This window comes from Streptomyces sp. NPDC002845 (assembly GCF_053591955.1).
The window spans coordinates 20,339-43,165 of record NZ_JBSFUU010000013.1 but is presented as its reverse complement, the minus strand read 5'-3'; the positions used below and the strand labels follow the sequence as shown (position 1 = coordinate 43,165).

Annotated in this window: 25 protein-coding genes; 22 read left to right on the top strand and 3 right to left on the bottom strand. The window is 66.2% G+C overall.

Annotated elements, in window-relative coordinates:
* Positions 1 to 193: 193 nt before the first annotated feature.
* Both ACWD3C_RS11965 and ACWD3C_RS11960 read left to right on the top strand, forming a co-directional pair.
* On the top strand, positions 194 to 1,012 hold the full coding sequence (locus ACWD3C_RS11965) for an alpha/beta hydrolase (RefSeq protein ID WP_451142732.1): 819 nt from the start codon (positions 194 to 196) through the stop codon (positions 1,010 to 1,012).
* A gap of 40 nt (positions 1,013 to 1,052) precedes the next feature.
* Positions 1,053 to 1,748 carry a hypothetical protein gene (locus ACWD3C_RS11960; RefSeq protein WP_451142730.1) on the top strand — a complete coding sequence of 232 codons (696 nt, stop codon included), beginning with the start codon at positions 1,053 to 1,055 and terminating at the stop codon, positions 1,746 to 1,748.
* Between the two features lie 17 nt (positions 1,749 to 1,765).
* Here the strand turns inward: ACWD3C_RS11960 and ACWD3C_RS11955 are convergent, their stop codons facing one another.
* The gene (locus ACWD3C_RS11955) at positions 1,766 to 3,373 is read right to left on the bottom strand and encodes a helix-turn-helix domain-containing protein (RefSeq protein WP_451142728.1); all 1,608 of its coding nucleotides are present in this window, start codon (positions 3,371 to 3,373) and stop codon (positions 1,766 to 1,768) included.
* Positions 3,374 to 3,569: 196 nt separating this feature from the next.
* Between ACWD3C_RS11955 and ACWD3C_RS11950 the strand changes: the two genes are divergently transcribed.
* Entirely contained in the window at positions 3,570 to 3,935 is a 366-nt protein-coding gene (locus ACWD3C_RS11950; RefSeq protein WP_451142726.1) for a hypothetical protein, read from the top strand.
* Positions 3,928 to 4,560 carry an ATP-binding protein gene (locus ACWD3C_RS11945; protein WP_451142724.1) on the top strand — a complete coding sequence of 211 codons (633 nt, stop codon included), beginning with the start codon at positions 3,928 to 3,930 and terminating at the stop codon, positions 4,558 to 4,560. The genes ACWD3C_RS11950 and ACWD3C_RS11945 overlap by 8 nt, the downstream gene beginning before the upstream one ends.
* Before the next feature lie 103 nt (positions 4,561 to 4,663).
* Here ACWD3C_RS11945 and ACWD3C_RS11940 read toward each other — a convergent pair whose 3' ends face one another.
* The gene (locus tag ACWD3C_RS11940; RefSeq protein ID WP_451142722.1) at positions 4,664 to 6,163 is read right to left on the bottom strand and encodes a hypothetical protein; all 1,500 of its coding nucleotides are present in this window, start codon (positions 6,161 to 6,163) and stop codon (positions 4,664 to 4,666) included.
* A gap of 112 nt (positions 6,164 to 6,275) precedes the next feature.
* On the opposite strand from ACWD3C_RS11940, the gene ACWD3C_RS11935 reads away from it, so the two are divergent.
* The 17 genes from ACWD3C_RS11935 to ACWD3C_RS11855 all read left to right on the top strand — a co-directional run bounded on the left by ACWD3C_RS11935 (position 6,276) and on the right by ACWD3C_RS11855 (position 19,945).
* A complete protein-coding gene (locus ACWD3C_RS11935) occupies positions 6,276 to 6,623 on the top strand; it encodes a hypothetical protein (protein WP_451142720.1) in 348 nt (115 codons plus the stop codon).
* 160 nt (positions 6,624 to 6,783) lie between these two features.
* The gene (locus tag ACWD3C_RS11930; RefSeq protein WP_451142718.1) at positions 6,784 to 6,915 is read left to right on the top strand and encodes a hypothetical protein; all 132 of its coding nucleotides are present in this window, start codon (positions 6,784 to 6,786) and stop codon (positions 6,913 to 6,915) included.
* A 74-nt stretch (positions 6,916 to 6,989) separates the two neighbouring features.
* The gene (locus tag ACWD3C_RS11925; protein ID WP_451142716.1) at positions 6,990 to 7,175 is read left to right on the top strand and encodes a hypothetical protein; all 186 of its coding nucleotides are present in this window, start codon (positions 6,990 to 6,992) and stop codon (positions 7,173 to 7,175) included.
* 77 nt (positions 7,176 to 7,252) lie between these two features.
* On the top strand, positions 7,253 to 8,068 hold the full coding sequence (locus ACWD3C_RS11920; RefSeq protein WP_451142714.1) for a hypothetical protein: 816 nt from the start codon (positions 7,253 to 7,255) through the stop codon (positions 8,066 to 8,068).
* Positions 8,069 to 8,070: 2 nt separating this feature from the next.
* On the top strand, positions 8,071 to 9,165 hold the full coding sequence (locus ACWD3C_RS11915) for a hypothetical protein (RefSeq protein ID WP_451142712.1): 1,095 nt from the start codon (positions 8,071 to 8,073) through the stop codon (positions 9,163 to 9,165).
* Positions 9,162 to 9,866 (top strand): hypothetical protein, encoded by a 705-nt coding sequence (locus ACWD3C_RS11910; RefSeq protein WP_451142710.1) that lies wholly within the window; start codon positions 9,162 to 9,164, stop codon positions 9,864 to 9,866. The genes ACWD3C_RS11915 and ACWD3C_RS11910 overlap by 4 nt, the downstream gene beginning before the upstream one ends.
* Before the next feature lie 224 nt (positions 9,867 to 10,090).
* Positions 10,091 to 10,684, top strand: coding sequence for an MT-A70 family methyltransferase (locus ACWD3C_RS11905; RefSeq protein ID WP_451142708.1), 594 nt, complete (start codon positions 10,091 to 10,093; stop codon positions 10,682 to 10,684).
* Positions 10,685 to 10,690: 6 nt separating this feature from the next.
* Positions 10,691 to 10,891 (top strand): hypothetical protein, encoded by a 201-nt coding sequence (locus ACWD3C_RS11900; protein WP_451142706.1) that lies wholly within the window; start codon positions 10,691 to 10,693, stop codon positions 10,889 to 10,891.
* 55 nt (positions 10,892 to 10,946) lie between these two features.
* Positions 10,947 to 11,288 (top strand): hypothetical protein, encoded by a 342-nt coding sequence (locus ACWD3C_RS11895; protein WP_451142704.1) that lies wholly within the window; start codon positions 10,947 to 10,949, stop codon positions 11,286 to 11,288.
* A complete protein-coding gene (locus ACWD3C_RS11890; RefSeq protein WP_451142702.1) occupies positions 11,269 to 13,440 on the top strand; it encodes a type IV secretory system conjugative DNA transfer family protein in 2,172 nt (723 codons plus the stop codon). The genes ACWD3C_RS11895 and ACWD3C_RS11890 overlap by 20 nt, the downstream gene beginning before the upstream one ends.
* A 195-nt stretch (positions 13,441 to 13,635) precedes the next feature.
* Complete coding sequence (locus ACWD3C_RS11885; protein WP_451142700.1) at positions 13,636 to 14,478, top strand: replication-relaxation family protein; 843 nt, start codon at positions 13,636 to 13,638, stop codon at positions 14,476 to 14,478.
* A 141-nt stretch (positions 14,479 to 14,619) separates the two neighbouring features.
* On the top strand, positions 14,620 to 14,970 hold the full coding sequence (locus tag ACWD3C_RS11880) for a helix-turn-helix domain-containing protein (protein ID WP_451142698.1): 351 nt from the start codon (positions 14,620 to 14,622) through the stop codon (positions 14,968 to 14,970).
* A 45-nt stretch (positions 14,971 to 15,015) separates the two neighbouring features.
* Complete coding sequence (locus ACWD3C_RS11875; RefSeq protein WP_451142696.1) at positions 15,016 to 17,010, top strand: recombinase family protein; 1,995 nt, start codon at positions 15,016 to 15,018, stop codon at positions 17,008 to 17,010.
* 102 nt (positions 17,011 to 17,112) lie between these two features.
* Positions 17,113 to 17,385: a hypothetical protein gene (locus ACWD3C_RS11870; RefSeq protein WP_451142694.1), complete on the top strand. Its 273-nt coding sequence runs from the start codon at positions 17,113 to 17,115 to the stop codon at positions 17,383 to 17,385.
* The gene (locus tag ACWD3C_RS11865; protein WP_451142692.1) at positions 17,382 to 17,810 is read left to right on the top strand and encodes a PIN domain-containing protein; all 429 of its coding nucleotides are present in this window, start codon (positions 17,382 to 17,384) and stop codon (positions 17,808 to 17,810) included. Before ACWD3C_RS11870 ends, ACWD3C_RS11865 begins: the two co-directional genes overlap by 4 nt.
* Before the next feature lie 675 nt (positions 17,811 to 18,485).
* Entirely contained in the window at positions 18,486 to 19,277 is a 792-nt protein-coding gene (locus tag ACWD3C_RS11860; RefSeq protein ID WP_451142690.1) for an IclR family transcriptional regulator, read from the top strand.
* 53 nt (positions 19,278 to 19,330) lie between these two features.
* Positions 19,331 to 19,945: a TetR/AcrR family transcriptional regulator gene (locus ACWD3C_RS11855; RefSeq protein ID WP_451142688.1), complete on the top strand. Its 615-nt coding sequence runs from the start codon at positions 19,331 to 19,333 to the stop codon at positions 19,943 to 19,945.
* Here the strand turns inward: ACWD3C_RS11855 and ACWD3C_RS11850 are convergent.
* Positions 19,929 to 21,383 carry an MFS transporter gene (locus tag ACWD3C_RS11850; protein ID WP_451142686.1) on the bottom strand — a complete coding sequence of 485 codons (1,455 nt, stop codon included), beginning with the start codon at positions 21,381 to 21,383 and terminating at the stop codon, positions 19,929 to 19,931. The genes ACWD3C_RS11855 and ACWD3C_RS11850 overlap by 17 nt on opposite strands.
* Before the next feature lie 155 nt (positions 21,384 to 21,538).
* Here ACWD3C_RS11850 and ACWD3C_RS11845 point away from each other — a divergent pair, with 155 nt between their 5' ends.
* On the top strand, positions 21,539 to 22,822 hold the full coding sequence (locus ACWD3C_RS11845) for an NAD(P)/FAD-dependent oxidoreductase (protein WP_451142684.1): 1,284 nt from the start codon (positions 21,539 to 21,541) through the stop codon (positions 22,820 to 22,822).
* Positions 22,823 to 22,827 lie beyond the last annotated feature (5 nt).

Below are 22,827 nucleotides of genomic sequence, written 5' to 3'. Positions count from 1 at the left end.
TGGGCTAACGGCCAGGACAGCGTCGTTCTCGCTGGGGCAGAGAGTTGTCGAAGAATGACCGTTCACTCCTGGCCAGGAAGCAGTCGTTTGCGCGGCCTGGCCACGCAATATTGGCTCAACCACGCAAGATCTGAACGATGACTAGTTTCTTCGACAACTCCCTGGCACACCCAACCCCTACTACCCTTGCTCCATGCCGACAACTGACGTGAACGTCCGGACCCTCGACGGTCTCCACCTGGCGGGCACCTTGGTCACGCCAGAGCACCCAATCTCCCGAGCCGTGGTGCTCGTCCATGGTGGAGGCGTCACCCGCGAGGAAGGCGGCTTCTTCACGCGGCTGGCGTCCGGGCTGGCCGAGGCTGGTGTGGCCTCGCTGCGCTTCGACCTCCGCGGGCACGGGGAGAGCGAAGGTCGTCAGGAAGACCTCACGCTGTCCGCCATCCTCAACGACATTCGGGTCGTGCTGGCGCACGTCCGCGAGGCGACCGGGGCCGCTGAGGTCACGTTGCTGGGGGCGAGCTTCGGCGGCGGGATCTGTGCCTACTACGCCGCCCAGCGTCCGGACGAGCTCTCGCGCCTGGTCCTCTTCAACCCCCAGCTCGACTACAAGAAGCGCACCATCGACAGCCGGCCCTTCTGGGAGAACGACTACCTCCAGGACGAAGCAGCACAGCAGTTGGCGTCGGAGGGCTTCATCCAGTTCACGCCGACGCTCAAGCACGGGCGGCCCATCTTCAACGAGGTGTTCTGGCTGCGTCCGCATGAAGCGCTCGGCGATGTCGAGGCTCCGACGCTCATCGTGCACGGCACCGGGGACACCTTGGTGCCGTTCGAGTCGTCCAAGTCGGCCGTCTCCCAGTTCCGCGCGCCGTGCCAACTGGTCGAGATCGAGGGCGCACAGCACGGCTTCGCTGTCCATGACGATCCGCAGTACCTCAACCCCCAGAGCCAGGAGTGGCAGGCGTTCGTCATCCGGACGGCGGCGGAGTGGGTGACGAAAGAGCGCTAAACAGGTGGGATCTACCTGGACCCACTGAGATCATGAGGACATGAAGCCCGAAACGCTCGCCGCATTCGCTGCCGCAGGAGCCGCTGTTGCCGCAGCCATCGTCTCCTTGGTCTCCACCTTTTACACCAGGCGGGCCGCCAACGCCGCCAAGGATCAAACGGCGATTCAGAGGGATCAGACGAGGCTCCAACAGAGGGCGGCCGATGCGGCGGTGGCACAGACCGACCTCCAACGCAAGATCGCAGAAGATGCGGCCCAACCGTACGTCTGGCTGGACGTACGCGCCGACGCTGCGCAGGGAACAGCGTTCAACCTCATCCTCGGCAACTCCGGGCCGACCTTCGCGCACAACATCCGCGCCACTATCGAGCCTCCACTTCCGAGCGATCCCTCCTCGAAGGGAGACGCTGCCCAACGACGCCTTCGCAACGGCATCAAGTCTCTTGGTCCCGGCCACAAGCTCGCCTGGTTCATCGGCATCGGTCACCAGATCGTCAAGGACGACATCTCTCAACTCCACACCATCACAGTGGAAGCGGAGGGGCCGCATGGACCGCTCCCCCCGATGACCTACGAGATTGACCTCTCCGACTTCCGGGAGACCCGAGACGCGCCCGAGGGCAGCCTGCACTATGTCCGCAAGGCGATTGAGAAGATCGAGAAGAAGCTCCCAAATCCGAACCGCCCCATGCGTGTGATCGTCGAGAACCAGGACGGACAGTCACCGACTGGCTGATGAAGCTTCCGTAACCCTCACGAAGCCCGCAGAGCCTCGCGGAAGTCTCGTACCGCGGGCCGGCTACTCCAGCGATCCAGGGTGTGCAGCACCTCGGAGAGGACGCGCAGGGTTCGCTCCGACTTCATGGTGTGGGCTACTTCGGCGGAGGCTCGGCCGAGCTGGGCGGCTTCGTCGGGCTCGCCGCAGAGCGCCACGGCAGCAGCTCGACGCGCGTTGAAGAACCCGGTGTCGCGGCGCGACAACGTCCCGGAAGCGATCGCCTCGCTGAACAGCTCCACGGCCATGCTCGGCTTGCCCGCCTCGGTGTACGTGACGGCGTTACGGAGCATGAGGGTGTCCTCGGCGAAGTAGGCCCCCAGCGGGTTGGGGTCGTCGCCGGGCACGTTGGTCAGCAGGCTGCGGGACTCGTCGAGCTTCTGCTTGACGGCGTCCAGGGGTTCGCCGGTCATGGCCAGCCCGAGGGCTTCTTGCTGGGTGACCTCGGCGTGGACGCGCTGCGGCAGTTGCCACCGCTCGTGACGGGCTGCTTCGGCCAGCGTGAGCACCCGCAGGGCATCACGGTCATCGTAGGCCATTTGGGACTTCTTGAGCAGGACATATCCCTGCATAGCGGCGTCGTCGGCTTCTTGAGCCCACTCCATGGCGCGGTCGTACCAGAAGCCGGCCTGTCCGGGCTGGTGGATGTCGCGGTACAGCCATCCGGCGAACTCAGCTCCGTCGGCTCCGACGGACAGCAGCTCGCGGCGAGCCTTGGGCTTGACGTTCCGGGCGTGCTGCTCAATCGCCCCGAGCAGCCCGAGGACGATGGGCAAGGTCTTCTTGGGGCCCAAGCGCCCGTCGTCATGCTTGGCGTGGTCGAGCTGGGTACGGAAGTAGTTGACGACCGGGCCGTCGAGGTAGCGGCGGGAGTCTTCCAGGGCGCTCGCGACGCGCTGGAGTTCTTCCAGGCCCAGACCGGGGAGAGCGGCAGCGGCGATGCCGCTGAGCAGGGTTCTACGGTGAAGCGGACTCATGGCCTCGTGCTCCGTGCTCGTGGTGCTGTCGGCTGGGATCGCCGACAGGCTGCCGAGGCCGCTGGTCGCCAGCGTTTGAGCGTCGATCGGTACGAAGACGGTCTGTCCGTCGACCACGACGGGAAGCAGCGTCGAGCCCTGGGTCTGGGACGGCTGCTGTGGCTTCTGGTGATCGAGTTCTTGCCGCGGCTTGGCGGGAGCAGCGAACTGGTGTCGGCTGCCCGGCAGCTTGAACCACAGGTTGGCATCGTTCGGGACGTGGAGGCTATGCGCCCAACTCATGAGCTTGGACAGGTCTTGCGGGGCTGGGCCGTTCTCGATGCGACTGAGCTGCGCCTGGGTCAGGCCGAGCCAGTTGGCGACGGCTCCCTGGGAGATGGGGCGCTCGTGGTGCGGGTGAGTACGGTAGGCGTAGAGCACACGCCCGAAGTGCCAGCTCTCCAGGGCCTCGCGCATCCGGGGGTGCTGCCAGAACTCGGCGGGCAGATCAGGCGGCTGGCCGGCTGACTTCCGCTCCTGGCGGGCGCAGGCCCCGCAGCGATCTCCGGCGTTGTCCCTGGCCAGGCGCGTACCGCACTGGCAGTAGCGGGCTGGTTGTTGTGGTGCCATGCCGCCGGTACTCCCGCCCTGTTGCCCTGGCCTCTTGCCCCTCCAGCGTATTGCCATACGGGGCCGGTGGGTGGCAATACGCCCGAGGTATATAGCCCCATGCGCGGCTGTAGTTGGCCTACCTACCGGCGACCAACAGGCTCAATTGCCCCCGTATTTCTACCCGTCCGGCCGACGGGGCAAGGAGCCGATGTTTATGCCGCCCACTTCAACCCGCCTCGCCTACGGCTATCTTCGGGTGCTGCCCGGCATGGGGATCAACGATGTGCTGCGCCTTCAGCGCGACTTGGTGAGTTTCGCACAGGAGAACGGATTTGTTCTGGCGGACGTGTTCGTCGAGGCCAAATGGCAGCAACTCAAGGCGTGGCAGGAGGTTGTGACGCACTGCCGCGCGAAGAACGTAGTCCACGTGGTCATGCCCTCGCCGGAGCATCTGCACCAGATCCCGGTCTTGGCGGGGATTATGCGCGATGAGGTGGAACGCGAGATTGGCGGCCAGCTCTGGTTGGTCGAGCCGCTCAAAGAGACCGCCGCTCCTGAGCAGGAGGCGGGTCGTGAGTAGCGAGCACTTCAACAGCAACGGCTCACACGAGCGGCGAAACCCTGCACCGAGTTGGCTGTACGTCGCCTCGCTCAGGTTGGCGGCGGTGAGTACCGCCGCGGGGGTCTCCCGGATATTCGTGCGCCATCACCTGACGTACCTCGGACTGTCGGAGCATGTCGCGGACGGTGAGCTGGTGGTGAGCGAGCTGGTCACCAACGCAGTGGAGGCGACAGGCATTTCTGACCCTGCGGTGAAGCTGCACGACATCCAGGCGGAGCACCTTGTCGGGGTGCAGCTGCGGGTGGTGGGCACTCAGCTCTTCATCGAGGTGTGGGACCGCAGCTTGGAGGAGCCGGTTCGGAAAGACGTGGGCGAGGACGCCGAGGGCGGCCGGGGCCTGGTGCTCGTCGAAGCGCTGGCCCGGCGATGGGGAGTCGCCCATCCGCCGGCGGGAGGCAAGGTCGTCTGGGCGCAGTTGGTCATCGGGAAGGTGCCTGGTCCGCGGGGCCCTTTTGAAGATAGGCCGCGCCTTGAGCGTCGGGTTCCGCAGGGGACGCGGCCTCCACGGGGTGCGGTGTTGGAGGTGGCGAGTGTGGCACTGCTGGAGCGGGTGCTGGAGGGATTGGAGCGACTTCAGACATGAACTGAAGCGAGAATTATCCGAATCAGCTCCTGACCACGGCCAATACTGTGACGATCTGCGGCCGTGTCGCCCAGCCCGATCCGTGCACCGAATCCCCACTAAATCAGGACGCTCCGGGATTCATCAGCTGCCAGGCGTCCTCTTGCTTAATGTAGATCGGATCGTCCGCGGCTCCGTCGTTTGTCTGGAACGGCTTGCCGTGGTCGTCGATGATGAGGGTGCCTGTCTCGCCTTTGTGCGACCAGTCGAGGGCGAGCTTCCACGTCACGAGACAGCCGCATGACTCAAGAGGTGACGAGTTCTCTTGGGAACTGTGCGGAAGCGCCTCAATTTCGAATACTTCAAGATCGTTCTCTGTGACCTTAAAGTTGAACGACTGATTCGCGACGGTAGATGTACCGTCATCATGTATCGTCACAGATTCGACGGCAGGATTCGGATTAGCGAGTAGTACACGGAAGTTACGGCCGGGTACGAAGCTTCCGCAGCCAGCCCCGAGCCAGACTTGTGGACCACGGAGTGCCGGTTCTTTGCGCAGGTCGACGACTCGGATGTTATTCAGAGCTACGTCCGTGTCTGTGAGCCCCTGGATACTCACCTTAATATTTGATTGCACGCTATCCGTGCCGCCGAGTTCATGCGCCCACGCGGCGCTCAGACCGTCACCAGGCACAGGGATTTGTTCCATGCTCTTGCCGGGGAATACCCAGCCGAAGCAGTTAGCGGCCCCCGTAGAGGGGATGTAATGAGTGACAGTCGCCGTGAGCGGCACGGAGGGTGCTTCTGCTTCTTTGGCGCTGATGTCCGGTGATGGTGATGTGGCGCTGTCAGGCTTCGAGTTGCTGACCTTCCCGCCACTACTGCTCCCCTTTGAAGCTTGATCGGTATCGGCAGACCAGACCCAAACACCACCAGCAACTAGGAGCAGAAAGATCGCGGAAAGTGCCGATACTTTATTCTTCCTCGAGATCCTGTTGATGAAAGTCGGCCCTTGAGAGACGAAATTGAATAGGCCGTAGTTGGTGTTGTGCACTGAACGAGGCTTGTCCTCGTGTGACGATGCCTGCGTCTCGCCTTTTTCTTCCGCTGCTGATTCCGATGCATCGCCCGCTTCTGACGTAGCGGTACCGGATGAAGCTTGCGCTTCCGGGTTTTGCAGAGTGCCGTAATCAATCCCGGCCTCATGAAGGCGCTTGTGTATTTCACCTTCGAGTGCGTCTAGAGCGTGGTCAAAGTCGCGCCTAATGGTTTCAACGGAGAATCCACTCTTTCTAGAGTGCATCTGGTGGCGCTGCTTTAGCACACTCGTCTCGCGGCTTGAAGCAGCTGGAAGATTGAAGCTGAGTCTTGCGCTGCTCTTTACGCGATCCAGTTCCTTGAGGTTCTTGAGACCGGAAATTAACTCCTCCAGTCGCGCCGTGACCATTTCTCGCACTGTCGTCGCATCGTCCGACTCGATTGCCCATAGCTGACGCAGTTCGGGGCCGAGGCGCTCATGCAAGTCTGGCTGGCAGACACCAGCCCCTTGACTCAGTCCTCGCAGACGCTTCCTTAGCGCGGAGCGCTGCCCCCTGCTCTGGTCTTGACGAACTTCTTCGCTCACGGGCCTCCCCTCGAACCGTTCGTAGCGTAGCGCTCTGCTTTGCCCTGGGACAGGACATTGCCAGATACGGCTATTGCATGATAATTAACAAAGAGCTATAAATAGTGCATACATGGGCAAAGCGGAAAAGAATCCCCACGAGTCCAATCAGTCGGAAGCCTCGACGCAGCGCGAGGCGGATAATGCGACTCCAGCGGATGAGGGCTATTCCTACGAGGGTTTCACATCACGCACCCCGATATCCGATGAAGACCTTGAGAACTATGACTACGGCGAGATGTCGAGGCCGGTAGTGGACCTTGAGAGCTACGACTACGGCAAGCCTCAAAGGCCGGTAGTAGACCTTGAGGACTACGACTACGGCGAGATATTGAGGGCCGAAGGCAAGCTCCCGCCGGAGCCAGGAGCGCAGGCCCCGGTCACAGGAGACGGCGAGCCCCCCGAACAACCCGAATCCTAGCTTGACTACTCATGCCGCTGGTCGCTGACCAGCGGTTTTTCTGTGTTAATAGTCATTGACTAGTCGACCACTGGTCGATAGAGCGGATTTCATTGACCGTCCGGTTTGATGCCTGTCATGGTCAATCTCGCAACCCGCTCCCAACGCCCTCGGAGGGGCTATGGCCGAGCTATTGGCCATTACGGCCGTTGTTGCCGCGTACTTCATCGGTAAGGCAGTGCAATTCGCCCATGACGCGAAGATCGCCATGGGTGAACAGCGCTGCTGCTGCGGAAGGCACGGCAAGCACTGAGAAATGCCCGGCGGGCGCGGACCTCCGTGTCCGCCGGCCCCAGAACTCATCACCGAAATCAACAAGGGGGATTCATGAGTGACGAACTCCGCCAGCTTCGCCACTGGCTTGAGAACTACCGCTGGCAGTTTCTCGACACGTTCATTGCAGTGACGGAGGCAATGCGCATGCGCGAGGCCACGGCCAAGCAGCGACTTGCACGCGAGCTGGTACTGCTGGACGACTTTCCCGTGATCAACCCCGACGACCGGCGTTGGTAACTGGCATCTCTCGCGGCCGGGCGCTCATGCCCGGCCGCTTCTCAATCCCTCAACCAATCCTCTTGAGGAGGTACTTCATGGAATCCAAGAAGGTGCCGGCGCGGGTGCGTTGGCCTGTTCCCCGCTCGCTGGCCCTGACGGCTGCGACTGCTGTGACGGTGGCGGTCACCGGCTGCGGGCTCATCAACGACGCGCCGCAGCCTGGCAAGCTGGATGAACTCCAGCGCATCGCGTCCAGGTGCGAGACGAAGCCGCCCGCCGCCATGGTGCGGCTCGACGGCACTGGTTCGAGCGACGCGGACGCCATCAAGGCGGAACGGCTGGACGCGGTGGAGGCGATCGTGCGCGAGACCGCGGTATGTGGCGGTCGGCTGCGGGTGGAGGTCTTCGGCCCGTCGAGCTCCGGGACGATCGAACTGATCGACGACGCGCTCAAGCCCCATGGTGCGACAACCAACAGTCGCCTACGCCGCGTACCGGAGCTGGTCGACAAGACCATGACGCAGATCCGGGGCAGCTACGACTCCGCTGTCGCGGAACTGCCGGGCGGTGGCTCGGATATCACGGCCCAGTTCCGACTTGCCCAGGAATGGGCCGAGCAGCTCGGAGACGGGTATCGGCTGCGGCTGGTGGTGTTCACCGACGGCTTCCAGACGGCTGGCGTCAACCTCTACAAGGAGCCGCTGAGCCCGGAGAAGGCCGCTGCCCTGGCCGAGGAGACCTCGGTTCCGGAGTTGCCCGGCGCTGTGGTGACCGTGGCGGGCCTGGGCCGCGTAGCTGGTAAGCCGCCCAAGTCGACGGTGGTCGAGGGCCTGGTCGCCTACTACGACGCGCTGTGTGCACGGACGCAGGCTGACCAGTGCACGTCGGTCACCGACTACGCGGGGCGGTAGCCATGGCCAAGGAGTTGTCTGCCTCTGGTGAGACGGCCGATGCGTGGACAGAAGAGGCCGACGCGGTCTCCCTGCCCAGACTCGACGAAATTGCGGCGCTCCCGCGTCCGTCGAACCTCGGGGAGGCTTACAGCGAGCGCGAGTACGCGGCGCTGGCTCACGAGCAAGAGGTTCTGTGGTCGGCCGAAGGTGAGGAGCGGGGCCGTACGCTGCGCGCCCAGGCTCGGGGGCTGGACGGTGCGGCTGCTGGAGTTCAGGTCCTGCTCGTCGGGCAGGAGGAAGAGCTTCGGCAGGCGCGTGTGGACTACCTACACGCCGCGCGAGTGCTGTCGCCCTACACACGGCGCGAACCGGGAGGAAAGCTCCGGTACTGGGCATGTTGGCTCGTGCTGGTCCTGGGGGACATGGCCGGTGTGTGGGCCTCGGCCGTGAGCTGGGGTGATGTGCCCTACATCGCCTTCGGTCAGGCGCTGGCCTCCGGTGTCGCCGCCGGTTGTGCGGGGCTGGTGGGGCTCGAAGTGAAGTACCTGCGAATGGCCAAGATGCGGCAGCGTGACCCGGACTCGCTGAGCGAAGACGAGCGCCGCTACATCCGACTGTTCTCCGGCGACACGGACAAGGGCCTCGGACTGGTGGGGCTGGTCGGTGTCGTATCGCTGGGCGTGGTGTTGCTGGTGGCCTTCGGCATCTTCACGTTGCGCGACAGTGTCGAAGGTGGTGCGGCCGGGGTGACCTTCGGATGTCTCGGTGCGGCAACGGCCCTGGCATCGTATCTTCTGGCCTTCTCCGCAGGCGACGAAGTAAGCGACCTGGTGTACGCCAAGGAAAAGCGCGCCCGGCGAGCCGAAGCTCGGTACCAGCGGCTTGCCTCCTCGTCGGCTGTGCGGCAGCGGGCCGAGGCCGAGGAAGCTGCCCGCTCGGTGCAGACGGAGTCGGTGCTGCGCGGGCAGGCGGCGGCCTGGCGCATGGAGGCGCTGAACTGGCGCGTGCAACGCCAGAATCCGCAGATCCTCGGACACGGATTCCCCGCCGATGGCCACGTGGTCGGGCGGCGCGACCGGCAGCACTTCGAATACGTCAACGGTGATGAGCGGTGAGCCTGCTCTTGCCCCGGCTGGTTCCGGCGTCGCTGCTCGGCCGCGCGCCGGCCCGCACGGAGTATCGGCCGTCGCTGAAGGAGTTCCGGCTGGGGGCTGCGGGACGGCCGTCCTCGATGTCTACGCTGCTCATCGCGGTGTTCGACAACTCCGGCTCGGTGGTTGGCCCGGTGGTGGGTTCCGATCCTGTGTCAGCCCGGTACACGGAGGTGGAGTACGCCTTCGCTGCCGTGGCCCGCAAGAAGGTCGCGCCTCACGAACTGGGGGCGGTACTGCACTTCGACTCCCCGACGAGCGGCGATGTGCCGCCGCTGACGATCAACAAGGGGAGCATGGAGCGGCTGCGCGCCGGGCTGAGCGTGCCGCCGGATGGGGCCGGGAGCAGTTGTCTCCTTCCCAGCCTGCGCCAGGCGGTCGCGCTGGCCGAGGCGCATCCCAAGCACGAGACCACGGTCGTGGTGCTGTCGGACTACATGTTGCTCGATGCCAATCAGTCTGCCGCATTGACCGAACTGGCCGAATTCCCCGGCGCGGTTCATGCCGTGGTGCTCGGTGGCTACATGGCGGAAGACGCCTTCGCGGAATCCATCACCGTGACGCCTATTCAGCGAGACGATCCGCCGGGCGCTGTGGCGCGCGCCTTGTTCGCCAGCCTGGTTACGCACCGACCCGGCAGCTACGTGCATAAGGAACAGCGGTAGCCCGGCTCGTTGCTCATTCCACAACGCACTTCTTCGCTGCGGCGCACGGGCGCTGACCCTAGTTGCCGACAGAGGTCGGCACCCGTGCCTCCGGGCGAATGTTCGCCCGAACCTTCAAGCGAACCAACGGTTTCCAATATTTGCGCGCTTCGTCAAAGTCAAGCGCGTATCCCGGCTCAGCTTAAAGACAAGTGAGCCGGTAACAGAAAGGAGGAAGGAAGTACGTGAGTATCAAAGAGGAGGAACGGTATCGGGCATCGGGTGATGTTCCGAAGAAGTTCCGGACCATTCTGGCCGACCCTCCGTGGGACGTCCAACAAACAGGCGCCAAGGGTGCGGAGCGGCACTACCCGCTCATGAGCATGGAGCGCATCAAGGCGCTGCCGGTCAACGCACTGGCCGAGGTTGACGCGCACTTGTGGCTGTGGGTCACCAACAACACGCTGCGTCAGGGCTACGAGGTGGCCGAGGCGTGGGGGTTCACCGTCCGGGCACCGCTGACCTGGATCAAGTTCCGCTTGGGGCTGGGGCATACGCTCCGCAACGCGACCGAACACCTGTTGTTCGCGACGCGGGGTAACGCGCCCGTGCGCTTCCGCAGCCAGCCGACATGGATCAATGCGCCGGTGCAGGAGCACTCAAGGAAGCCCGACGAGCAGTACTCGGTCATAGAGCGGATCTCCGCCGGCCCGTACCTCGAACTATTCGCCCGGCGTCGTCCGCCGAGCAACCGGCAGTGGCTCGTGTGGGGCAACGAGATCGAGTCCGACATCAGCATCCCGGGCTATCCGGTCCCCAGCGACCGGCGACAGAGGTGATGCGCCATGAATAGCGGCGGTCCGTTCAAGAACCCGTTCCAGTGGCTGTTCCAAGCCAGCTTGCTGGTACTCGGAATGGCGCTGGCACTCACCGTGGCGGTCGATCTGCTGCGGAGCATTCTGCCCTGGCTTATCGCAGCAGGCGGGATCGCCGGAATCACCTGGGGTGCGGTGGAGTTTGTCCGCTGGCGGCGCTCCAGGTGGTGATCCACCACTCTCCCCGAACGCCAGGGGTGGAGCGTTGTGGAATGGACAACCTTGCTTGACGGGTGAGGGGAAATATCGAATAAGTGAAAAAAGCGAGGTGTTGGCGATCGCCAACACCCATCAGCAACCGAAACAGGAAGGAGGCGAGTACATGGGAAAACGAAAGAGAAACAGTAAGAGCCTGCGCGAGAAGCGCGAACGGCGCTTGATGGTGCGCGGTATACGCCGCGATCCGCCGGACATGCAAAAGCTCGGGCGTGCGCTCCTGAGCCTGGCTCAGGCCGAGGCCGAGCGCGCGGCCCAGGAGCAGCACAACGCCGGTCAAGGCGCTGACCGGTCAGCGGTAGAGGAACCGGATACGCAGGGAGGTGGCACGGGTGGCGAGCAACGCGAATGAGGTGACGTTCACCCGGCTGCACCTGCCCCGTCCGCTTACCGAGGCGCAGGTCGGGGTGTTCGTCACCCGGCTCGTGGTGGAGCCCATGCGGGCGCCGGTCGTGCTGGAGGTACGGGCCGACGTACATGGGGTGCGGCACCTGCTCGGCGCTCGCTCTGTCGACCTGCCCCGGCTGGGCCGGCTGTTCACGGATCTGCTCCCGGGCACCGTGCTGACACCGCTGGGCGCGGCCGAACAGCGTGCGGCGGTCACGATGGCCGCTCGCGTGCGGCTGCGGCCCCCTTCGCTGCCGCTGCGCACCGATGCGGCGGAGGTGACGACGCGGGCACTGCTGTCGGCCTTGGCCGCCCCACTGGGCAACGGCGAGGCTATGGCCGTGCAGTTCGTACTCGGCCCAGGCCGCAGGCCGCGCAGCGTGCCCAAGGAGGTCGCCGATCCGGAGACGCCCCTGCTGCATCTGCTGACCTCGGGGGTGCGCCCGGCCAGCATGGAGATTCGCAACCGGCTGCGCGAGCGCGCCGAACAACCCGGACGGGCGCTGACCATCCGGCTCGGCGTTGCCAGCCCGGAACGTGAGCGCCGGAGCTGGTTCATGACGAGCTTGCTGACGGCGCTCAAGGTGGCACAGGGGACCGGCGTACGGCTGGAGTTGGTACGTGACTCGGTTGCACGGTTGAACGCGGGGCGACGCCCGTGGCGGTGGCCGTTCGGCCTCGGTGTCTCGGAGCTGGTCGGTCTGCTGGGCTGGCCGCTCGGTGAGGACGACCTCCCCGGCCTGCCGCCGCTGCACCCCCTTCCGCTGCGGGCAGCAGCCAACGTCCACGACGGACCTCGCGTCTTCGCGCGCAGTGCCGCACCCGGTGATGATCGCCGCTTGGGTATCTCACCGAAAGACCAGACTTACCACGGGGTCGCTTACGGGCCGTCAGGTTCGGGGAAGACCACGGCGCTGCTGCACCTGATCTTGGCGGACGTCGAGGCCGGTCGGCCGGTCGTGGTACTTGATCCAAAACAGCAGCTCATAGACGACATCCTGACCCGCCTGCCCGAGCACCGGGTACGCGATGTGGTGGAGCTGAATGCCGCCGATGAACACCCGGTCGGCTTCAATCCGCTGGACACAACCGGCCGAGATCCCGACGTGGTGGTTGACGGCATTCTGGCTGTGTTCGAGGCGGTGTTCTCCCAAGGGTGGGGTGCTCGTACGGCGGACATCTTCTCGGCGGGATTGAGGACACTGGCCCGCACCAGCAGCCCGGACGCGCCCTCGACCTTGGTCGATCTACCCCGGCTGTTCAGCGACGTGGAGTTCCGTCGCTCGCGCGTTGGACAAGTGCGCGGCGACGTTGCCCTGGCCGGATTCTGGGCCTGGTACGAGGGACAGTCTCCGGGTGCGCAAGCTGCGGCGATTGCTCCTGGAATGAATAAATTGCGGCAATTCCTGCTGCGGCCGGCGGTGGTGCGGATGCTCGACCAGCGCGGCGAGGGCTTCCGGGTGCGCGACACCTTCCGGCGGAACAAGGTCGTGCTGGTGCCCCTGAATGAGGGACTCATCGGGCCGGGGACGGCCGGGCTGCTGGGCAGCTTGGTCATCGCGGAGATCTGGCAGGCCACGCAGGAACGGGCGAACGAGCCCGGTGCTGCGCGGCGGCCGGGTGTGGTCTACGTCGATGAAGCGCCGCGGTTTATCAACTTGCCGGTTTCGCTGGCCGATGCGCTGGCGGTGTCGCGCTCGCTCGGCGTGGGGTGGTTCCTGGCAGCACAGTTCCGCGAGCAGTTCCCGCCTGCGCTGCGTAGTGCCGTGGACAGCAACGCCCGGAGCAAGATCGTTTTCGCCACCGAGTTCGATGACGCGCGGGACATGGCCAGGCTGGCGCCGGAGCTGGAAGCCGAAGACTTCATGGCTCTGCCGCGCTTCCACGCTTACGCCAACCTCGTAGCTGACGGAGCGCCCTCGGGCTGGGCGCTGGTGAAGACGTTGCCACCGCCACCGGCTACAGCCGATGTAGCGGCGATGCGGGCTGCGGTACGCCGCAACCACGCCAGCCCGACCCGACCCGCGAACACCCCAGCACCAACGCCAGCACCGCCCACGCCCGAACCGACACCACAGATCGGCCGCAGACGGCGACGCCGAGGAGGTCGGTCATGAGGCGCCCGGTCTGCACCCAGCGACCAACACCGCCCCGTGTCTTCGGGCGACTCCTCGCCCGTGTCTTCGCGTCGAGCGAGCGATCTGGTTTCCCCAGGTCATACCGGCCTTCTTCGGCAGTACGGGATGGGACTGACTGCCCGTCTGGTTGTCCTTCCCGCATCCCGGACGGCGGCCTGGTGCTCGGAGGCGGTCATGCCTAGGGAAACCGTCGCTGACCTGCTGACGCACCTGTCTGACCGCGACCGGGCCGTGCTGGACTCGCTGCGCGATCTTCGACTGCTGACCACCGATCTGTTGAGACGGCTGCACTTCACCCACGATCAACCAACATTTGAGGGCAAGCGACACGCGACCGAGGCCGCCGCGAGCGTGGCGACGATGCGCGTGCTCAGCCGGTTGGAAGCGCGCGGCCTGGTGGCCCGACTGAAGCGGCGCATTGGAGGCGTGCGGGCCGGATCGTCGGGGATCGTCTGGCAGCTCGGCGCCACGGGCGAGCGGCTGCTGCGCGTGCTGCACGGCGAGGAGAAACGGCGACGCTACATCGAGCCGTCAGCGTTGTTCGTGGATCACACGTTGGCCGTGGCTGAGGCAGCCGTCCAGCTCCGGGAGCTCGACCGCCGGGGCGCGGTGGAACTGGTGGCGCTGGAGCCTGAACCGGCCTGCTGGCGCTCGTTCTTGGCCCCATATGGTGCCCGCTCTTGGCTGAAGCCGGATCTGTTCGCCATCACTGCGAGCGAGGATTTCGAAGACCACTGGTTTATCGAGATAGACCGGGCGACGGAGCATCCCGGCGTGATTGTGCGAAAAGCCGGGGCGTACCAGCGGTATGCGGCGAGTGGAGCTCATCAGGCCGAGCATGGATTGTTTCCGGCGGTGCTGTGGGTGGTGCCGGATGAGCGGCGAAAGCGGGTCATTGCTGCGGCGTTGGATGCCGAGCGGGGCTTGCAGCGTGAGCTGTTCAGGATTGTTACCGAAGAACGGTTCCGGGACGCGATCACGGGCGCTGGTGGCGATGGAACGCAAGGCGGAGCGTGAATTGAAATGCGGGCATCATCAATTCATTCTCGCCGCCATCACCGAAACCCGGGAACTCCGGAGTGTAGTCATGGGATTACGCTGGGAATTTAGGGTTAACGGAGGTAAAATAGGACGGCAAAACAATGGAGGTCGAGAACAATGACAGACGAACAAGCGCGAGGTTTAGGGGCATATGTAAAGCGACTGCGTGAAAGTAAGGGGTGGGGTGTTCGTGAGCTGGCGAGGCGGAGCGGATTGGATGCAGAGGTAATTCTGCGCTTGGAGTCCGGACACGCTCGGCATCCGAGGCTCGACACGTTGTCGTCCCTGGCTAGCGCTTTGGAGATAACCCTCGTGGACATGCTTGCCGAGGCCGGACAGACCACTGCATGTGGCGTTCCGTGCATTGCAGCACATCTGCGGCAGTGCTACGGCCATCTGCCTGAATCGGTGGTTCGGGAGGTGGAGGAACGCGTGCATCGAGCGGCGAAAGAAAGTGGCAGCGCGTAGCAAGACCTACCCCCGCAACAAACATAGCTAAGAGAAAGGAGCAGCATGAACAGGAAGTACACAATGACTGCCAGTGTCGACCCAGCGAAGACGGCCGTTGCCTATCTCCGCGTCTCGACCAAAGAACAGGCGCAAAAAGGTGGTCAGTCCGAAGGCTACTCGATCCCTGCGCAACGTGAGGCGCTGCGCCGCAAGGCGGAAAGCCTCGGCGCGGTCATCGTCACCGAGTTCGTAGACGCCGGGGAGTCGGCCAAGTCCGCTGACCGCCCCGACCTTCAGCGGATGCTCAAATACCTGACCGAAAACCAGGTCGACTACGTTCTCGTCCACAAGGTCGACCGGCTGGCAAGGAATAGGGTCGACGACATCGAGATCACCATGGCCATCAAAAAGGCCGGAGCAACTCTGGTGTCGGCGACCGAAAACATAGACGAGACGCCTTCGGGCATGCTGCTGCACGGCATCATGTCGTCCATCGCCGAGTTCTACTCCCGCAACCTGGCCACCGAAGTCCACAAGGGCATGTCGCAGAAGGCCAAGGGAGGTGGCACGCCCGGACGCGCACCGCTCGGCTACCGCAACGTCGGACGCATCACTCTTGAGGGACGCGAGGAGCGTACCGTCGAGCCTGACCCGGAGCGGGCCGAGCTGATCACTTGGGCCTTCGTGGCCTTCGCTACCGGCGAGTGGACGCTGCGCTCCATGGCCGAAGAGCTGGAGCTACGGGGACTTACCACCAGGCGGACACCCAAGCTCGCCGCTCGCCCAGTGAGGCCGAACATCCTGCACAACATCCTGACCAACCCGTACTACAAGGGCGAGGTCGTCTACCGGGGCGTTGCCCACCAAGGCAGGCACCAGCCGCTCATTGACCCAGTCACTTGGCAGAAGGTGCAGGACGTCCTCGCCTCCCACCTGGTCGGCGAGAAACAGCGCGAACACCGGCACTACCTCAAGTCGAGCGTGTTCTGCGGTACCTGCGGCAGCCGGCTGATCATCACTGTGGCCAAGAACCGCCACGGCACGATCTATCCGTACTTCGTCTGCCTGGGACGCCACCAGAAGATCACTTCCTGCACCCGCAAGGCGCTGCTCGTCGGCAAGGTCGAAAGGATGGTCGAGAAGCACTGGGCGACGGTACGGCTGGAGCCAGAGCTACGCAGTGCGCTGGAGGTCGGCATACGCCAGACGCTCGCTTCCCACCGCGAGGACGCCGAGCGAGAGCACCGCTTGCTGAAGGCCGAGAGGTTCAAGCTCACTGCCCAGCGACAGAAGCTGGTCGAAGCGATCTACAGCGGCGCTATGCCCATGGAGCTCATCGCTACCGAGCAGCAACGGATCGGGAGCCGACTGGCGACTGTGGAGGAGCGGCTCAAGGCGGCGACGGTCGAAGCTGAGAAGATCGAAGCGAACCTGGCAGCGGCGCTCGACCTGGCCCGCGACTGTCACACCGCGTACCTGGCAGCACCGCCGCAGGTGCGACGGCTCTTCAACCAGGCGTTCTTCACCCACCTCATGATCGATGAGGAGGGCGAGGTGCAGCATGCGTACGCCGAGCCGTTCGCGGTGCTGCTGGACGAGGGCGTACGTAGCGCCGGAGTGGTCCGACAGCAGGACCCTGAAGGCGGCAGGACTGCCCTGACAGGGGCCCTGGAGCAGGCGCTCAAAGCTCGCGCCCACGAGAAAGCCCCCAGGGCGCTGAGCGCCGCTGGGGGCTTGTCGTCTGTACCCACGGCCCCCTTGCGGGGTGCCGTGGGTTCGAATGTGTCTACTTTGGTGCCCCCGGCAGGATTCGAACCTGCGACACCCGCTTTAAAGGAGTTTTCCTTGGGCGGGGCTGTGGCCTGCGCAAACGTAGCCCCCAGTGCATCTGACCTGCGAAATCACTCCTCTACGGTTCTCGCGTGTTCCCAGCTGTTCCCGGCCTCATGTGTGCCGAATCCGTTCCGGCCGACCACGTGGTTGGGGGCGGTACCTGTTGACGAGGACGACCAGGCGCACGCCGTAAGAACTGCCGCTGCCGCTCGGCGGCCAGGCTGACGGATGCCCCGCTCTCGTCCCAAGGTTGTGAGCGGGCAGGCGGAAACCCGTAGCCTGGGACCAGCAGCAGTACGCAGCCCGATGCACGCGGAGGGGATGCCGATGCCCACAGCTCCGAGCGGTGTACCTCACCCGCCGCGCCCGTCGTCGCATCCGCTGCGGACCATCCGTGACATCCGGGAGTCCCTGCCCGAGGACCAGCGTCGGCACTTCGACGCGGAGCTCGCCGACACGGAGATCGAGGCTCTGCCCGAGATGCTGCACCGCTGGGTGACGCTGAGCAACGACGGCTTCGAGGAATTCCTGCTCTCCCGGCCCTTCGAGGGTCTGGAGTTCGGCGCCCGCTCCTACGATGCGCAGACGGACGCCGAGTGATCTACCTGTTCGACACCAATGTCGTCGCCGAGCTCACGACCCGGGCGAAGCCCGGGTCGCGCGTCCTGGCCTGGTTCCGGTCCACGGCCCGCCCCAACCGCTTCCTGAGCGTGATCACCGTGGTCGAGATCGAGGCCGGCGTTGCCGCCGCCCCGGATCCCGTAAGGCAAGCCCGCTACGCACAAGCCCTCGCTGCGGTACGGCACGAATTCCGTGACCGCATCGCACCGATCGGCGAACCGGAAGCGGCCGCCTACCTCACCATCCACAAGACGCTCAAGGCCGCCGGCACCAGCATCGACCCGCCGGACGCCCTGATCGCCGCCACCGCCCTGGCCAACGGCTGGACGGTGGCCACACGCAACATCAAGCACATGGCCCGAACCGGGGCTCTGGTGGTCAATCCGTGGGAGCAGCAACTGTAGGTGGCCGCGGCCGGCGTCGGTGCCGTATGCGTGCTGCCACCGCAGAGGCCCTCCCGTTCGACGGACGGAAGGGCCTCTGACCAGGTGTTTCTCTGTGCCCCCGGCAGGATTCGCACCTGCGACACCCGCTTTAGGAGTGGGATCGGATCCTTGCCGGGTGGCACTTGACCGTGCCGCGTGGTGTTGTTCTGCCTGATCAGCGCCTCGCGGTATGGGGAGAGGAACCGGCGTGTGACGGCTCGTCCCACGCCGTCCGCTCACGCAGCGCTCACGCAACGCACGCAGGTGGCTAGCACTCTCGCAGGACCAAAGGCTGTGTTCGAGTGCCGCGGCAGGCTCAGGCCGGTCCCGCGACGTGGTGTAGGGGATCAAGCGCTCCGCGTTCCGGTTCGAGGCCCGGTGGCGATCTCCGTCGAGGCGGCAGTCCGCGAAGCGCCCCGCTGGAGCGGGGCGAACGCCCGAGTCGGCGTAGCCACCAGCTCCGGCCTGCGGATTCCGGCGCCTTGATCCCCTGCACCACCTGGCGGGACGCCACCTGGTCGGCGTCGCCGGGCTGAGATCTGCTCGCTCCGCCGGCGGACCAAGTCCCCAAACATTTTGACGACACCGTTGACAGACCCGACACGCGTACGTAACTTCCATCACTAGAACGATCCTTCTAGCGATGGAGGTCAGATGCCCGAGACGGCCCCGGGCGCCGTTGCCATCCCGGACACCCGGTTCGCAGCGACCCCCTCCATCCTGAACAAGGCGTTCGCGGTCCTGAACGCCTTCGACCAGAACAACCGCCGTATGCCCCTGGCCGAGGTCGCCCGGCGCAGCGAGCTGCCGAAGTCGACGGTGCACCGGGTGCTGGGCATGCTGACCCAGCTCGGCGCCGTGGTCCGGGAGGGCGACCGCTACCGCATGGGCCTGTCGATGTTCCAGCTCGGGTCCTGTTCCCCCGAGGTGGCCCTGCGAGACGTGGCTCTGCCGCACATGGAGGCCCTGCACCGGGCCACCGGCCAGACTCTCCACCTCGCCGTACTCCAAGGAGCGGACGTGATCTACCTGGAGAAGCTGCGCAGCCGCTCGGCCCGGCCGTTGCCCACGGCGGTCGGCGGGAGCCTGCCCGCCCATCTCACCGGAGTCGGCAAGGTGCTGCTGGCACACGCGGGCGCTGCGGAACGCGACGCCGTGCTGAGCGGAACCCTTCGCGGCAGAACCTCGCAGTCCGTGGTCGATCCGGTGGTGCTGCGGCGTGAGCTGCGCCGGATCGAAGGCGAGGGCGTCGCCAGGGACCGGAGCGAGGCGGTCGAAGGGCTCAGCTGTATCGCGGCACCGCTGCGTCTCGGCGGCCAGGTCGTCGCGGCCCTGTCGGTGGCGTTCCCGGCGGCCTCGGGGAACGGTGATGTGCTGATCAGGCCGCTCCGCGAAACGGCTGCCGCCGTGTCCAGGTCTCTGACACACGCGTCGGGGTGCCTGTGACGGTCCGCCCCCCCGTCAGCTCCGTGGCCGTTGGTGCCGAGGACAATAGGCGCATGACACAAGAAGCCGGAGCGTCGTCCAAGCAGGTGTTCCTCGACGCGGCGGAGGAGTTGCTCGCCCGGCGCGGTTACGCCGCCATGTCGATCTCCGCGGTGTGCAAGGCGGCCGGTCTGCCGGTCGGTTCTCTCTACTGGCACTTCCAGAACAAGGCCGACCTGGCGGTCGGTGTGCTCCGGCACGGCACCGAGCGCTTCTTCGACGCTCTGCCCACCGGGACCGCCCTCGACGGTTCGCCCCGCGAGCGGCTGGAGAGCTACTACATGAGGGCGGCCGAGGTGTTCGAGCGGTCACCCAGGTACCTGCGGGTATTCCTCCTGCTGCGCCTGCAGGAACACGACGATCTGGACGTGCGCTCGGAGACGCGGCGCATCCACGAAATCCTCGTGGACCGCCTCGCCGGGGTGATCGAACCCGTCGCCCGTGACGCGGGACTGGCCGACGCCGCGGCGGTCGCACGGGAGCTGGCCGCCATGACGCTCGACATCACCGACGGCGCCACCGTGGCCCACTCGTCGGTAAGTCAGGACTACGTCACCAGTCTGCGGCGCGCCCTGAACGCCGTCCTCGCGGTGATCGGCCGACGCGCGGACCTCAGCTTGCCCGCATGACGCCGGCCGTCCGGTCCGCGGCCCGCACGGCATCCCTTCCCGATGTCACCGCTTTCCCGGTGAAGCCGCCGATCACCACCACGGCCGCGGACAGGGCGGCGCCGAGCAGGAACACCTGGACGTACGACGACGACTGCGGGTAACTCCGTCCCTCCGGCGCGGTCAGCAGGGCCGCGACCGTGGCGCTCGCCGCCGCCGAACCGATCCAGCGGCTCAGCGCGTTGATGCCGTTCGCGGCGCCGAAGTCCTCGGCCGGAACGTGGCGGGCGAGCAGCACCGGCAGTGCCGAGGCGCCGACACTGACCGCGCCGGCCACGACGGCTCCGAAGACCATCAGCTGCCAGGTGGCGTCGTGCAGCAGCGCCAGACCCATGTAGCCGGCACACCCGGCACCGCCGCCCACGACGACGGCACTGCGGCCTCCGTACCGTTGGACGAGGCGGCTGTCCAGAACGGATCCGCCCATGGCCGCCACCAGACCCGGCAGCATGAAGACCAGCGACGCCGACAGCACGGACGCCCCGAAGCCGTAGCCGGCGAGAGACGGGGGCGTCTGCACGAACTGTGACACCGGCAGCCGTCCGACGATGATGAGCGCTCCGCTCAGCAGCGCCAGGCCGTTGATCAGCAGCACACTGCGGCCGCGCAACGCCCGCAGGTCCACCAGCGGTTCGGGCGTACGCAGCTCGACCATCACGAAGACCAGGCACAGCACCGCGCCCCCGCCGGTCGCGGCCAGCACGGCGGGCGACGACCAGCCCCACACGCGGCCCTGGGAGAGCACGGTGAGCCACGCGACGAGAAAGCCGGCCAGGAGCGTCGCCCCCCACCAGTCCACCCGTCCACCGCTACCCGTCCGCACCACCCTCGGCAGTGTTCGCACCGCCGTGGCCAGAACCGCCGAGGTGAGAACGCAGTGAACGGCGAACACCAGCCGGTAGTCACCGCCCGTGCCGCTCAACAGACCCGCCATGACGACACCGAGACTCGCGCCCAGGCCCAGAGCCCCGGCGATGAGCGACGTGGCGCCGGGCACCCGGTGGGCCGGGAGCTCCTCCCGCACCAGGCTCACCGCCAGGGTGTACAGGGCCCCACTCGCACCTTGCAGTACCCGTCCGAGGATCAGCACCGGCAGGGACGCGGAGACCAGGCACAGCAGGGAACCGACGACGACCGAGGCCAGGCAGAGCAGGATCAGCGGCCGTCTGCCCCGCAGGTCGGACATCCGTCCCAGCACCGGAGCGAGCACGGCCGACGACAACAGGTTGGCCGTCAGGACCCAGCTGGCCGCGCCCACACCGACTCCCAACTGTCCGCCGATCTCGGGCACCAGGGGCACGACCACGGTCTGCAGGGACGCCGAGAGCGCCGCGGAGCAGGCAAGGGTCAGGGTCATGGCCCGGCGTGCGCCGGGGGAGATGTCGGTGTGAGACGGCATGGGCCGCAACGTAGGGAAGATCCCGGTGGTCGCGGTTCCCGCGTTCCGGCCACCGGGACGACAACTGCCCGCGTTCCGGCGGCCGGAACGTCCGCGTGCGGAGACCGCCAAGGGCTTCCTAGCTTTCTGCCGTCCGGCACGGAGCGGAGGAACACATGCGGGGCAGCACAGAGCATCACGTGATCGTCGGGGGCAGCGCGGCAGGCGTCGCCGCCGCACTCGCCCTGCGCGACCACGGATTCGCCGGAAAGGTGACCGTGGTCGACGTGGGCGCCGAACTCCCCTACGAACGCCCGCCGTTGTCCAAGGCGCTCACCGGTACGGAGTCGCGGTTCGTCGTGCCCGTCGTGCCGGCCGAGGTCTACGCCGAGCGGGACGTCGACCTCCTGCTGGGCACGCGTGTGCTGGCCCTCGAACCCGCGCGCCGCCTCGTCGTGCTGGACGACGGCCGCGCGCTGCGGGCCGACCGCGTGCTCCTGGCGACAGGGGCCAAGGCGCTGCTGCCGGGGATCCCCGGGGCCCGCCTGCCCGGCGTGCTCACCCTGCGTGATGTGCACGACGCGCGGGAACTGGCCGGCCGGCTCACGGACGGTGGTCCCGTGGTGGTGGTCGGCGGAGGGTTCATCGGCCTGGAGGTCGCCGCGGTGGCCCGGGAGGCGGGGGCGGAGGTCACCGTCGTCGAACAGGCGCCCCGACTGCTGGAGCGGCCCCTGGGACCGGACCTGGCCGGACGGGTGACCGGCCTGCACACGCGCCGCGGCGTCCGTGTCCGCACCGGTGTGTCGGTCCTGGAGTTCACCGGGAGCGGCGAGGTTGACGGCGTCCGGCTGACCACCGGCGAGGTGCTGCCGGCGGCGATCGTGGTGGTGGGGGTGGGTGTGCGCCCGGACACCCACCTCGCCGAGCGCGCCGGTGTCGCGTGCGACCAGGGTGTGGTCGTCGACCGGCAGTGCCGCACCAGCGATCCGTGGATCCTCGCCGCCGGCGATGTCACGTGCCAGCCGAACCCCCACCTGCCTGCCCCCGGACGCGTCGAGCACTGGGACAACGCGCAGAAGCAGGGCGCCGTCGCCGGTGCCGTCATGGCGGGGGCGGCGGATCAGGAGCACACCGGCCTGCCGTACTTCTACTCGGAGCAGTTCGGCCACACCCTGCAGATGTACGGCCGCTTCGCCGATGGTGACACCTTCGTGCTGCGCGAGGACGCCACGGACACCGCCTTCCTCGGCTTCTGGCTCCGTGACGGCCGTATCACCGCCGCGGCGGCCCTGGACCGGCCGAAGGACCTGCGGACCATCCGGCCGCTCATCGAAACCGGGGTGCCGGTCGTGGCGGCGGACCTCTCCTCGCCGGACACCAACCTGCGCGCGCTCGTGAAGTCCGCGAAAGCGTTCAAACCACTGGAACGATCGCTCGCGCCCGGTGCCGGTGCCGCCTGACACTT

What these genes read in the sequence shown, in the direction of transcription:
- ACWD3C_RS11880 (WP_451142698.1), top strand. Translation starts at nt 14,620, where the DNA reads ATGACAGACGAACAAGCGCGAGGTTTAGGGGCATATGTAAAGCGACTG.
- ACWD3C_RS11845 (WP_451142684.1), top strand. Translation starts at nt 21,539, where the DNA reads ATGCGGGGCAGCACAGAGCATCACGTGATCGTCGGGGGCAGCGCGGCA.
- ACWD3C_RS11925 (WP_451142716.1), top strand. Translation starts at nt 6,990, where the DNA reads ATGAGTGACGAACTCCGCCAGCTTCGCCACTGGCTTGAGAACTACCGC.
- ACWD3C_RS11965 (WP_451142732.1), top strand. Translation starts at nt 194, where the DNA reads ATGCCGACAACTGACGTGAACGTCCGGACCCTCGACGGTCTCCACCTG.
- ACWD3C_RS11850 (WP_451142686.1), bottom strand. Translation starts at nt 21,383, where the DNA reads ATGCCGTCTCACACCGACATCTCCCCCGGCGCACGCCGGGCCATGACC.
- ACWD3C_RS11885 (WP_451142700.1), top strand. Translation starts at nt 13,636, where the DNA reads ATGCCTAGGGAAACCGTCGCTGACCTGCTGACGCACCTGTCTGACCGC.
- ACWD3C_RS11935 (WP_451142720.1), top strand. Translation starts at nt 6,276, where the DNA reads ATGGGCAAAGCGGAAAAGAATCCCCACGAGTCCAATCAGTCGGAAGCC.
- ACWD3C_RS11955 (WP_451142728.1), bottom strand. Translation starts at nt 3,373, where the DNA reads ATGGCACCACAACAACCAGCCCGCTACTGCCAGTGCGGTACGCGCCTG.
- ACWD3C_RS11960 (WP_451142730.1), top strand. Translation starts at nt 1,053, where the DNA reads ATGAAGCCCGAAACGCTCGCCGCATTCGCTGCCGCAGGAGCCGCTGTT.
- ACWD3C_RS11915 (WP_451142712.1), top strand. Translation starts at nt 8,071, where the DNA reads ATGGCCAAGGAGTTGTCTGCCTCTGGTGAGACGGCCGATGCGTGGACA.
- ACWD3C_RS11870 (WP_451142694.1), top strand. Translation starts at nt 17,113, where the DNA reads ATGCCCACAGCTCCGAGCGGTGTACCTCACCCGCCGCGCCCGTCGTCG.
- ACWD3C_RS11860 (WP_451142690.1), top strand. Translation starts at nt 18,486, where the DNA reads ATGCCCGAGACGGCCCCGGGCGCCGTTGCCATCCCGGACACCCGGTTC.
- ACWD3C_RS11900 (WP_451142706.1), top strand. Translation starts at nt 10,691, where the DNA reads ATGAATAGCGGCGGTCCGTTCAAGAACCCGTTCCAGTGGCTGTTCCAA.
- ACWD3C_RS11930 (WP_451142718.1), top strand. Translation starts at nt 6,784, where the DNA reads ATGGCCGAGCTATTGGCCATTACGGCCGTTGTTGCCGCGTACTTCATC.
- ACWD3C_RS11950 (WP_451142726.1), top strand. Translation starts at nt 3,570, where the DNA reads ATGCCGCCCACTTCAACCCGCCTCGCCTACGGCTATCTTCGGGTGCTG.
- ACWD3C_RS11875 (WP_451142696.1), top strand. Translation starts at nt 15,016, where the DNA reads ATGAACAGGAAGTACACAATGACTGCCAGTGTCGACCCAGCGAAGACG.
- ACWD3C_RS11920 (WP_451142714.1), top strand. Translation starts at nt 7,253, where the DNA reads ATGGAATCCAAGAAGGTGCCGGCGCGGGTGCGTTGGCCTGTTCCCCGC.
- ACWD3C_RS11855 (WP_451142688.1), top strand. Translation starts at nt 19,331, where the DNA reads ATGACACAAGAAGCCGGAGCGTCGTCCAAGCAGGTGTTCCTCGACGCG.